The organism is Pseudoalteromonas sp. Cn5-37 (assembly GCF_021532495.1).
GTDB lineage: Bacteria > Pseudomonadota > Gammaproteobacteria > Enterobacterales > Alteromonadaceae > Pseudoalteromonas > Pseudoalteromonas simplex.
In genome coordinates this window covers 1-12,451 of record NZ_JAKGBA010000046.1, presented here as the reverse complement: position 1 = coordinate 12,451, position 12,451 = coordinate 1, and the positions used below count along the sequence as shown (strand labels likewise).

Here is a 12,451-nt window from a genome sequence, read left to right as displayed (position 1 = left end):
AATCAAAACACACCGCCAAGTGAAAGAGCCGTAAAAACTTCACGCGCTTTAAGTCAGAAAAAAGACTAGTTACCTCTTGCTTGACTCGCCCTTGAAAGGGTGAGATTGCGCAAGCCTAATGTTCAATTCAAAAAACTTCTAAAATCTTCGCTTTTCATTAAATTCCTCACTATTCTGAAGGCGCATTGATACCAGAGCTAATTACGCAACAGTCATTAAAACGCCACAGTAAATATAAGTAGTCTTCAAGACCTGGGATGGTTCTACCACCTGCCGCTGTAGACCATTTATGTTCAGACTCTCCCAATGGGTGACAGCACTTACCATTTGGGGAGTTTCTATCAGCTTCTGCTACGGGATGAAGCATCGAAAGCTTATACTGGGATTTGGGGATCATTGGCCAAAACTCGGGTTTACACATTGCATCCTCTCCGATTGTTTTTCTAGCCAACCCCTTTCGGTGCAAACTCGCAAGTACACGTTGTGTCAAAAGAGAAGTTACACGCGGCCCAGACTCACCATGATAAACATTTCCAGTAAATGGATAGAGACTTCCGTCGCAGCCAGCACAACCATATGTAGATTCTTGAACATCTCCTGCTGTAATTGCGGCACAATCCGCAGTACACCACGCTTTTGCAATTGGATTTGCAAATATAAATGCTTCTGGGGATAGTAAAATTGAGAGCAAATCATTGTTCCAAGTTGGATCAATCTCGCTAAGGTACATCAAATCAAAATCTGTATATTCACCACCACATTTAGGCAAATACAAAATTTCCAACATCGCAAATAATGGGTATGAATAGTAATGGTATTGGTACGTTGCCAAGTCTGCACCACCGGAACTTTTAACATCCACTCCAGTCGACAATGAAAATAGATCATCCTGAAGCCTAACTCCCCCTAATGCGGGTGCACACCATGGAACTCTCACATGTTCGACTAATCTAGACGGCTGCCAAAACCCCAGTTGATAGCCAAACTCCGGGATTCCAAGAGCATCATTACAAGCACAAATCGATTGGTCAGGTGCAGCCCCGTTTGGTTTTGGACCAACTCCCATCAATCGCACTGGTAAGAAGCACGACCAACAAACTTCATTTATTATATTGCTAAATACATTCGCGTTATTGCATGCGTTACCTTCGGCTTTTGTTTGCGTTGAAAATAAAGCTGCTAAGAAAATAAGGAAAATCAATGTAAAGCGCATTACAATTGAACCACTTTTGACTCTAACCAATTAAATGCGATTAGAAAGTAATGCCAAGCGGTATCCCAGATTTGCTTTGCTACAGTGGGGTACTCGTAACTTAAATAGACCCCACCCAAAACGCCTAAGCCAACTAAAATTAATTTCATTTTTCACTCCAATCGAATTGACGTACCAGTAAATAGCCATTGCTTTGTGTTTCGATTTTGCTTGGTGTAGCTTCCACTTTAAATTTCTCAATAACTTGTTTAGGCAAAATGAAAACTGGTGCCCCAAACTCATTTCGAAACTTACTAAGGTCATCCCACCCTTTGTCTTTATCCATATGGGTTAGATGAATCTGAAACTGTCCTGATATCAATTTTAATTCTTCCTTAACCCAATCAACCTGTGACTTCACATAGGGATCAATTACAAAAATGTTTAAATGCATAGGGTATTGTTTTAAAGGGTTTGTTATGTCGCCAGCTCGGGCCAATATTTCTCCACGGCCATTTTTGATATCTTGAGTTACGCGAACAGTCGTATCTATTAGCCACTGCTTAGATTCATCTGACGTGGGGAGAGGGTAAGTTTTATATTTCTTCCAGAACCTTTCTTTTGCTAAACGTTGCTTCTCAGCCCAATCAATCTTACCTGCTGCAGCTTTCATTTGCTCTATGATGTCAGGTTCGTCAATATTGAATAATTGGCCTAATGGCTCTAACTTGAAATCGCCTTGTTTTTGGTCAAATTGCTCTTTTGCATATTGCGCATTCAATGTGCCCGGAGCAATAAGATGCTTATTACCATTTCTTATGACGATAGTTGGTACACCGGTTACATTAAACTCTTTAAATCTTAGTGGGTTTATTCCTACATTTGGCTCTACTTTTGATATGGCACTTAATTTCTGAATAAGCTTCATCGTCGATGATATGTGTGTAGCCCCTTTTTCTAGCCCTCTAAATAAAATTGTTAAGTTATGCTCTTTGGCCACTTGGAAGGCATCAATAAGTGCTCTTCTGGGCATTGAGAAACTTACGAAAATAGCGCCATCTGTACCTTCTAATAAATCAATCTTATTTTGTTGTTGTGGAAGTGCTCTCTTCATTGTTTCACTGGAAATAACAACAGCCTGATCTGCAATTGACTTGGCTAAAGCTATATCGTTTTCTTGAATTGTTGGCTTATCTATATCTTTTAACCACCCATTTTCTTTGGCTTTCTCGACAGCCTTATTCGCAGCGTCTTGAAAACTAGAAACATCATATTTGTTTTTTTGATTGGCACTTACGGAGACTGAGAACGCACACAGCAAAAGTATCGACTTAAAAAATTGCATATGCTTTCCCCAAAATATCCTCTTCATTTATTGGCCCCCAAAACCTGCTGTCATAGCTATAAATAGTCTCACCAACCATAAAGAATTCATTTTCATTCAAGGTAATTTGTCGCTCATACTCTTTTGGGTTTAACTGTAAGAAATTAATGGCATGCGTCATTCCAGCAATTTTGGATTCGACTCGATTTACAAGCATTTCATTTGGCGAGAACTTGATTTCATCGCCAGGAACTCCAGCTGCAATTTTTATGAAGTTCAACCCTTTATCAAAATTTTTATCTTCCTTGTTAAATTTGAATGCAACTAAATCTCCCCTTTTAATATCCTTATCACGATTGTCGACTATGAACATGTGAGCATACAAACATTGCTCTTGAAATGTAGGAAAAGAAAATGTGAAGCGAGCAAAAAATAATTCCGCTAACCAATATAAGCCAAGTAGTGTAAGGCATACTATGACTGTGCTTTTCAACTTTATGCTATTCATAGCTAATTGTTTTTGTGAGAACGTAAATAAATTCTACAGTGAGATTTTTGAGTAATTCTGAGATTTTCTTTCGTATTGAATTTTTTTTGGCGATTAAGAAAGTATTTGTGGTACATTAACGACATACTAAAGTCTCCTCCAAAGAACTCTAGTATAAAAAAGGTAGCCTTTGGTTGAGGCTACCTTTTTTGTAACTTATACATTTTCTGTCTTAAATGTGCTTATTTAATTAAAGTTTTTAATATCTCATCAATTTCAGAGAATTGAACAATACCATCAAGTATAGGGTTCCTAGGTCGTGGAAACTAATTCTAAATTTCTGTGTCCCAAAAGTCGAAAGATCTATATGGTCAAGTCAAATCTCTTTCGCTAGTTACTCTATACCCGCAGAGTAGCTTTTGAGGTAACCAGCGATATCTCTCACCGCATTGCCTTGAAGTTCAGCCTTTGCTTTAGCACCTTACTTTATGCGTATTTCAATCATTTGTTAATTGTAACTGCTTCTACAGCCATTGTTAATTGATTATCAGCAAACGCAGGCTTAAAACGGAAACCTATGCGATACAAGCAAGTCATTAGCTTATCAATGCTGAACTTTTCAATTCGCCCATTAACTAAATCGCTCACGCGAGGTTGCGTTAGCCCTAATTGAGCTGCAGCGTCGGCCTGTGACCAATTTTTGGCATTGATAATGTCACGAATGACAATCATCAGATCTGATCGTGTCTGTAATTCAGAGGCTTCTGCTTTATCTTCGGTGATTGCATCAAAGATATTTGAGTATTCAAGAGTCATCTTAAAAACCTTATTGATTAACTTATAAGCACTATATATCAGCAATGATATATATACAAGTGTTGATATATTTTCATTTAATTTCTTTTTGCATTAGCTTGTACCGCTTCTTTGCAGTGTCCATAGCCTGTTTATCGACTTCGTTAGTCGTCTTGGTAAACGAATGCAAGATGAACACTGTATCTGCAAACTTAGCAACGTAAATCGTTCGATATGCTGGCCTGCCGTTCTCTATTAGCTCAACTGCACCAATGCCTACACTTTCCTTTAAGTGCTTAAACTTGCTAAATGGCTCTTTGTTTTGACAAATAGCGTTTAAATCATTTGCAAAGCGCTTTTGAATTTTATCGGGCAACGCTAGAAACTCTTTTTTTGATTGATTGTTTATAAACTTAAATTTTTTCAACTTCCTAATGCCCTGTCATTTTTATTCTTGAATATACGCTATTAATGGCGTCTGATAATTGCAGTAGATTACCGTTGTATTTATCTGTCACAACTTGTCTCGATGCATAACCAAACAGATCCGCTACAACACCATGATCAACATTTTTGGCCAAATGGATTACTAACGAGCCGCTCAATAATTTTCAACCTTTCAGCAACATTTGAGCCCAATTAAAAGTTGTTCATTTTTTATGAATATGGCAGTAAAAATAGCTGCCATATTCACATATCATTTAATGAATTGTCTGAGTGATATCTATGAATTCAAAACTATCGTCATAACATCTACCTACAACATAATTTGTGCCTTTTAGCTTATCCTTGCTTAATTGGATAATATTATGAGAATGCGTTAGTAACTCACCATTTAACTGCCATGTAGTCGCAGCAATTCGACCATCCGAGTCATTACAGTTGAGATGTAATTCAAACACTTGATCTGTTTCATGCATATTAATACTTCCGGTTGGTTTCTGATTTGGTATCACGTTCACTTCAAATGACTGCGAACCAGTCTGACCAAACTCAGTTTCAACATCGACGCGGATAGAATGATTGCCAACTGATAAATCTCCAATACTTTCTCTATAACGCTTGCTTTCCATGACAAGCTCGCCATCCAAGTACCATTTATACACTGCAACTCTATCATCTGGGTGTGAAAGCCATACACGAGATCTAAGTGATACATCTAGTGGATATCTCAGGTATTCATTACTGAATGTACGCACAATCTCAATTTCTAATGGTGTTGGAGGTAAAACTTCTACAATTTGGCTTACTTCTTTACTTTGTCCCCTGCTGTTTGTAACCCTAAACATGAGATTTTTCATTCCTTCTTGGGAAAACTGCAGAGTAAACTTGCCGTCATCTTGATTTAACACTTTAACTCCGGGTGTTTTTAGTAGCTCATATGCATACTCGACGCCAGGAGCAAAATGACGCTCTAAGCCTACCCATGCAATATGTTTAGAAGGCATATAATTTACTGTAGCTGGCATGTTTAGTTCAATTTCAGGAAACTCGTATGTCCAGCTTTTCACACGAACTCTAGTCTCGTTGATTGTCTCTTGCTTTGACCCCTCTACCCAAGCTTGGTAGGTCAGAATAAAGTTTCTTCCTTCAAGAAGATTTTCACTAAATGTCAGGTCAAATTCACTATCATTTATTACTTTCCCATCCGGTAACACCCATTGGTTTTGAGTCCTACCATTAATAGACTCAGTTCTTGTGAAAGAGCTTCCTTTAATGTGGTGTGTAGAGCCAACTTCGACTAGATCAGGGATATCTAAATCAAAATAGAATCGTGGCGCTCTTAAGAAGTAATATCGAGCCCTAGCTTCGACAAAAGCTTCATCACCTAAACTACTGTCACTTGCTATTCCGTTGTATTTCATTCGGGCATTGATATCTCTTCCTGTAAAGTCATCTTTATAGAATGAGATTTTTGCTGGACCTGAGAACCAAGACTTACGATTATCAGTTGACCACTCGATAACACTATCCCCATTTTGAACGAGGTTATCTCCGTCATACAAAACGAACTTTGCAGCTTCATTAAATAGAACTTCATTAGTTTGTTGAATTAATAGTTCAGGTTTTTCATAAGCAACAACTTTTAGAGTACCGCTAGTTGACCATTCACCTGTAAACTTATTTTCAACTTTAACTCTCAAGTATTCAATTTCTTCGTTTTCATATCGCTTACGCCAACGTAAAGTGTCTTTATGTTCTGTAGACTCCCTCCAATCGGAACCGTTACTTGAAACTTCCCACACCACTCGGCCAAGTGAGCCAACATCTGCTCGGTCTTCCGGTGAATAAATTGCTGAAGCTCTCAATGGTATCCGGCCCTTAATTAAGCCATCCCTTAGCTCACCTTCAATTTCAGTGCCTTTGTACACAATAAAGTATGCACGAGCAGACTGAATATAGTACTCATAATCAGGTATAGGTGTTTTTGCTTTTGCTACTGCAACATAAATTCCACTTTCTTCGCCAATAACTTCCATTGGCATTTTTATGAAGGCTTCTCCTTTCGCATCTATTGTGACAGTTTCTGTTAATGGTTCAGGTATATTTCTTCTGTCATACTTACCTATGTAAACTTCCCATTCACCCATTGAGCTTTTGTCATAAACCCATCCATCGATTCGATTGTAATTCCCAAGGTTGATTTTAGCTGTTACTTCATCGGTAGATAGGATCTGATCATCTTGAAAATCTAGATTAACGCCAAGTGTGCTATCAGGAACGACTAAAGCTTTAATGCTTTGGGATGCATTTATTTCTGGCATTCTATGGTACTTAACGTTGTAATCGATAGGGAATACTTCCCATAGATTGCGTTCAACTTCAAAAGGCATATCGAACCTACCAGATGTTCTAAATATTTCACCTGTTCTTGTAGAAGGGTTTTTCGGAAATGTTTGGCTAACCCCTTTGGTGTCGAATGTCATATCTAATGAACCAGGGCTCGATACAGTACCCATTCTGACAATTTCACCACCCGAGTATTCAACTGGATAAAATCCGTTTATAAGTTCTCGCCTTGAGCTAGCTTCAACTGAAATCCCTGTTGGTTCCTGAGAAGAAATCAGTGTCTTTTCATTAGGTATGATCAGTGTTTCACCAAACTCATTAATTATTTCGATATCGCTTTCAATTTCTACAAGCGCTTTGTCTAAATAACCAACAGCCGATGGTGTTCTACCTCGCAATGATATTTCAAAGCCTTCTGGTAAATTAACCCAATTGAATATGCAACTTTTAACACCTTTGCGCGCATATTTAACCGCGAGGTCTCTTTCACTATAGAACCGGCACTCTTCGCCGCTCACTTGTTTAGAATCTAAATAAACCAATTCAATTAGTCTGAACGGTAGATAGTCGTTTTCACGATGCTTTATATCAAACGACATAGGAGCAAAGACAACATTTAGATCATAATTAAATTTATCACCTGAAGAGTTTTTAACTACAACACTAATTTCTGCATTATCTTTAGGTGATAACTGTTGAGTTAAGCCATTAATAGTGACGATACCGTCACCAACAGAATTTAAACTTAATGGCACACCGTTTGATTGTACACTCTCAATAGTGACACCATTTACGTAGCCATTAAACCCTGCTACTAACAGTTCACTATCAAAGTAGAACTCATCATCTTCCTCCATGCTTTGGCTGTTTCTGAAAATAGAAATTGATGGCTGCTTACGAGATAAGAATGCAGCGTTTTTAAATTCTTTTTTATCTGATTTTGAATATAAGTACTTTGAAGTAACCGTAATATCGTAGTGTCCATCTGGTACACTCTGCACATCAGCTGTATAAATAAACTTGTTATTAATAAGTTCAGGCCCGGTTAGATTTTTTACTATTACAGTTTCACCTTCAGTAATATTATCGTTTTTAAAAAGAGTAGTACCGTCAAATTCAAGTTCCTTAAGGACTTCGTGCGAACCACTAACTTTAAACTCAAGTTCAATCGATTTAGGAAGCCACCATGTACCTGATATAGCTGGAGACGGTTTATCAAATACAACTCTCGCTGTTTCGTTCTCAACATCTATAGAAGCGCCTAACAAGCCAAAGCTCAATGGCAAACCACTAGCCCTTGCATTAACTTTTACTTGCTCTACCCGAGAGTATGCATATTCCCAACTAACAACGGCCTGTGAGTTTATTTCTTTATCAGTAAAGTACTTATTAATTGAATTTACCTTAAACTGGTGAGAAACAATGCCATCCTCATAGCCAATGTAATTTTTATTTCCAAGGAAATATGGAGTGATATTTATTGTGCAGGATGTACTTCCAGCATTTATTAAACAATTCCCCAAATTATCGACAATCACCTGTTGTGAATAATTAACTGGCTTTGTAGTGATTGAAATGGCTTTAACCTGAGCGTTTGGATCGTGATTGACGTCGCTATTATTGTCGATCCATTTATTCCCTACATAAATAGAATATTTTGTTAATTCAGGCGCAATTGGGGCCTCGACGTTAAAAGATGTAGTTCCAGATTTGATTAGTGTTTTCTCTTTCTCCGCGCCAAAATAGGCAAACACTTTATACCCAACAGGCACAACTCCGCTCATTCTCAATCGACCTTTCAGAGAAAAGTTATCTCTATCAAGCTCATCCATACCAACCCATTCAAAATAACACTTTCCAGATACATTATTATTGGTACCAATTGCAACCGCTTCATTAGTCACAATGTCACAGAAACCTGAAAACTTAGTTTGGACTGCTTCAAAACTAGACTCTTTTACGTGAGATACTAATCGACCACCTAAATTGTTAATCTTAAACTCGATTTCATCTTGAACTTTATTTAGTGTGATTGTTCTGGAATATAAATGTCCCAGAGTATCCTTGACCGTAACTTTTATTGTATTTAAGCCATTTTTGAAAATAACAGTGTCAGGTATTGTGGCAACACCAATTTTTGGCTTGTTAAAAGCAACGTTAGAAGAATTAACTTGAATCGATACCAGGTCAACGTCATCTGTAAATGAATTGAAAGTTGAAATTACCAGCTCTTGATTGTATGCAAAGTTACTGCTGTTATTTTGCTTAACACCTGATTTGAAAATATCAATTTTTGGGGCCGTTTTGTTAATTCTTAACCCATTAAAATTTTGGTTGGAAGGGATGCCACTTGAATTTGTGAAAGCCACAGAAGCACCATAATAACCATCTTCAATTTGCGTCATATCGAAGGTGTAAACATATGCACCATTTACACTTTCTCTCTTAGTGCTCGTAATAGTCTTATTTGCTGTAACTAGTGAGCCATCTTTTGTATATAGAACATTCCCGCTATAGGTGATGCCACTTGAAATAGTTGGCTGACTGTTTCGGCTGAATTTTACATTTAACTCAGATGGGGCCCACCAATCGCCAACAATCTCGCTTGAAGGCTTATTTAAAACGAGTTTAGCTGTGTTATTCGAAACTTGAATTGATTTGCTATTAACGTTTATTGTCTTTGTTGTCGCATAACTAGCAGGCATAGAATTAACCTCAAAAAGGTCAATTTTTGTTGGTTGGTAATTCCAAGGAACAGTTAAAGCATGTTTGGTGTTACTAACTCCCCAATAACTATGACTCGAATCAACTGACACTTGATAGCTTAAAGAGCCCACTTTATTTGAAATAGCATCACCAAGCTTTATTTCTGAAAATGAAATATCGCATGAAGTAGCGCCACTTTCTACTGTACAGCTACCAAGCGATGGTATAGATACCTTCTGACTGTAATCCCTTGCGTCAACATTAACTCTAACTGCAGAAAACTTATTTGCGGGGTTGTAATTGGTATGACTACCTACGCTCTTCCATGAGTTCCCAAGCTTAACTGAGTATCCTTGGACAGTCGGCTTAACTGGAGCTGCAAAATTAAAAATAAAGTTTTTTGTATCAACTAACTTTTTAGCTTTTGCTGACCCTGAATAATAATAAATTGAGTAGCCAATACTATTCGGACCTGAATTGGAAGCAACGCCTTCAACTTTAAATCCATCAATTAAATAACCGGCTGTGTTATTCCATTCAAATAAGCAATATCCAGCGCTTAAGGTTCCCCCTTGTAATGCTGTATTGTTATCTGTAGTGACAGTACAGTAATCGTCTAAAACAGTTTGGCGAGCCTCAAGCTTGAAGTTTTTTACATTTGAAATAAGTGTGCCTGATTTGTTCTCGATGACAAATTCTGGTTTGTAGATATTCATCGTTCCTTTGATAGTTGTGATAGCAATAGCGCTAAATGAAAACACCAAAGTAGTTAAAGCCGCTGCCTTTAAATAACTCATTATTAGACCTTGTTGGAATTACTCAAAGTTAACTTACCAACTTAGCCAAACAATAAAGCCTGAAAAAAAATTGAATTAGAAGAAAAATTCATGTCAACTAAATTAAACCTATCGAAATTTACTAGAAAACTCATTGTCCAACGCGAAATGGCGTCGATGGGATAAATCGGAACAGTTAGTCATGTTCTTAATATATATCTAATTTTATCAGCAGAAGCGTTTCGAACAGATAGCCAATGAAAATGATATTTTGTGTTCGAAGATTTAAACGTAGAGGGGATACAAAAGTTTAATGGTAGCATGATTGCTGATAACATCATGGGGCTAATTACTCAGTTTTCGCAATACAAAGCCAATCTAGAAGGTTAGCTCTATCGTGGAATAGGTCTCTTTAAAAATCCACTGGAATTTGTGAAAATTGCGGCCAACATCATGTGTTAACATAGAATGAAAGACTTTTCACTTGTGTAGCTTGCGGAACGCATCAAAACCGAGATCTATCGTCGGCTAAAAGCATAGCCAATCCTGGTAAGTTTGACTGAATTGCGGCTGGAATCGTCGCCAGGGTTAATCCCATATATCAGCATAAATCAGCTATCAAAACGAAAGTCTTCGAGTTATCGAAGTTTGCTGGGGAAGCTGAGACAAAAGAAGCAGCCTAGCTCCCAAAAGTTAGACTGCAGAAGCACATTGTTCGACGCGAAGCGGCGCCGATGGGTAGTTCACAATTTAGTTAACTTGACGATTTTAGCTTTAATCCGATTGAAATAATTTTTTTATTTTCAACGCCTTTCACTATAAGGCAAATAAAGTCTAATTTAACTTGATCACCCACTACAGGTTTTCCATGAAATTGATTCAAAATATATTGCTCTAAACTAAGATCCTTATCGAAAGAACTCGCATCAACTCCATAAGCATTTGCTAAATCAATCAATTTTGCTTCAGGGTTTAAATCAAACTCACCAAAAAAGTCATCGTACCCAAGGTTATTTGATAAAATAACAGGACCAAAAAACTTACCTATTTCAATTCGCTCAGTATTTGAGGCCAATATAATCACTTGATCCTTACAAACTAATGCATGCTGTTCATAATCATTTAAAAGGCTACCATTGCGTACTACACCTACAACCTGGTCCCCTTTCATTGAGAAAATTGAGTCTACTGTTACGCCTTCTGCCTTACACCCTTCTAGCACGGTATAAATAAAGAGCTCCTTTTCCTTTTCATCCCTTATCGATAAATGTAAATATTCAGGTTCCTTTGCTGCAGGAGGTAAATCTACTTGAAGAAATTTAGCCAACGGTGAAATCGTCCAACCTTGAACAAGCAGTGAAATCAAAACTACAAAAAAAACCAATTCAAAGTAAGTCTGAGTATGTTCTAGTCCTGCTAAGGAAGGAAATAAGGCTAAAATTATAGGGACAGCGCCTCTTAAACCACACCATCCAATAAACACCTGTTCTCTCCATGGGAAGTGAAATGGTATTAAAGATAAAAAAACCGCTAAAGGCCTTGCAATGAAAATAAGTACGAAAGCAATAGCCAAAGCTGGGATAATGATTGGTATTAAATTAGTTGGCGTAATTAATAATCCTAACATTAAAAACATTCCAATCTGACTTAACCAAGCAATACCATCATGAAACTTATTAATGTCGTCACTATATGATAGCGATGTATTTCCTACTATTGCACCAATGATAAAAATTGCTAGAAAACCACTCCCACCTAAAAGAGTCGTGAATCCAAACAAGCTCAACCCACCAGCAAATGCTAATAAAGGATATAATGATGAAGGTAATGATAAATATCGCAACAAATTAGCTAGCAGTTTTCCTCCAGCAAACCCGATTATCAAGCCAAGTCCCATTTGACGGACAAGTTCTATGATGAACAGCCATCCCTCAATTTTACTACTGTTTATTTGTAGAATTTGAACAAGAGTAATAGTAAGAAATATTGCCATTGGATCATTTGAACCAGATTCAATTTCCAGCGTAGCGCTTGTACGTTCTTTCAACTCAAACCCAGCATTTCTAATTAACCCAAAAACGGCAGCCGCATCAGTTGAGGCAACAATCGCTCCAATTAAAAGACCTTCTTGCCATGGTAGCTTGAGAATTAAGTGAGCAGCCCATCCCGTAATTGCAGCTGTTATAATGACACCAAATGTTGCTAAAGAAAGTGCCGGTTTTAAGCTGACATTAAATGTAGTTTTACGAGTACCCCCGAATTCAGATAATAAGTGCACCACTCATGGTTAAACGGTGAGAAGAGATCAACTGCCTGTTGGTGGTACTCTATCGTCGCCAAACAAACAGAAGCATTTACCATGAGTTACAAGCAGTTGATCG

General features: G+C 37.6%; 8 protein-coding genes. All 8 read right to left on the bottom strand.

The annotated features are described in order from the left end of the window. Positions 1-169: 169 nt before the first annotated feature. Positions 170-1,213, bottom strand: a complete 1,044-nt coding sequence (locus L1266_RS21030) for a TraU family protein (RefSeq protein WP_175083506.1) — start codon at positions 1,211-1,213, stop codon at positions 170-172. Then, on the bottom strand, positions 1,213-1,362 hold the full coding sequence (locus L1266_RS21025) for a hypothetical protein (RefSeq protein ID WP_235374288.1): 150 nt from the start codon (positions 1,360-1,362) through the stop codon (positions 1,213-1,215). Before L1266_RS21025 ends, L1266_RS21030 begins: the two co-directional genes overlap by 1 nt. Then, positions 1,359-2,537, bottom strand: coding sequence for a TrbC family F-type conjugative pilus assembly protein (locus L1266_RS21020; RefSeq protein WP_235374289.1), 1,179 nt, complete (start codon positions 2,535-2,537; stop codon positions 1,359-1,361). The genes L1266_RS21025 and L1266_RS21020 overlap by 4 nt, the downstream gene beginning before the upstream one ends. Then, positions 2,524-3,024, bottom strand: coding sequence for a signal peptidase I (gene lepB / locus L1266_RS21015; protein WP_051501951.1), 501 nt, complete (start codon positions 3,022-3,024; stop codon positions 2,524-2,526). Before lepB ends, L1266_RS21020 begins: the two co-directional genes overlap by 14 nt. 480 nt (positions 3,025-3,504) lie before the next feature. Further along, complete coding sequence (locus L1266_RS21010) at positions 3,505-3,819, bottom strand: helix-turn-helix domain-containing protein (protein ID WP_235374290.1); 315 nt, start codon at positions 3,817-3,819, stop codon at positions 3,505-3,507. 73 nt (positions 3,820-3,892) lie between these two features. Beyond that, positions 3,893-4,225 carry a type II toxin-antitoxin system RelE/ParE family toxin gene (locus L1266_RS21005; RefSeq protein WP_036973792.1) on the bottom strand — a complete coding sequence of 111 codons (333 nt, stop codon included), beginning with the start codon at positions 4,223-4,225 and terminating at the stop codon, positions 3,893-3,895. Between the two features lie 274 nt (positions 4,226-4,499). Next, entirely contained in the window at positions 4,500-10,091 is a 5,592-nt protein-coding gene (locus tag L1266_RS21000) for a hypothetical protein (RefSeq protein WP_235374291.1), read from the bottom strand. A gap of 733 nt (positions 10,092-10,824) precedes the next feature. Next, positions 10,825-12,348 carry a potassium/proton antiporter gene (locus L1266_RS20995; protein WP_235378298.1) on the bottom strand — a complete coding sequence of 508 codons (1,524 nt, stop codon included), beginning with the start codon at positions 12,346-12,348 and terminating at the stop codon, positions 10,825-10,827. Positions 12,349-12,451 lie beyond the last annotated feature (103 nt).

Excerpts from the sequence above, each read along its gene's own strand:
- L1266_RS21030 (WP_175083506.1), bottom strand. The coding sequence starts at position 1,213 with ATGCGCTTTACATTGATTTTCCTTATTTTCTTAGCAGCTTTATTTTCA.
- L1266_RS21025 (WP_235374288.1), bottom strand. The coding sequence starts at position 1,362 with ATGAAATTAATTTTAGTTGGCTTAGGCGTTTTGGGTGGGGTCTATTTA.
- lepB (WP_051501951.1), bottom strand. The coding sequence starts at position 3,024 with ATGAATAGCATAAAGTTGAAAAGCACAGTCATAGTATGCCTTACACTA.
- L1266_RS21010 (WP_235374290.1), bottom strand. The coding sequence starts at position 3,819 with ATGACTCTTGAATACTCAAATATCTTTGATGCAATCACCGAAGATAAA.
- L1266_RS21000 (WP_235374291.1), bottom strand. The coding sequence starts at position 10,091 with ATGAGTTATTTAAAGGCAGCGGCTTTAACTACTTTGGTGTTTTCATTT.
- L1266_RS21020 (WP_235374289.1), bottom strand. The coding sequence starts at position 2,537 with ATGCAATTTTTTAAGTCGATACTTTTGCTGTGTGCGTTCTCAGTCTCC.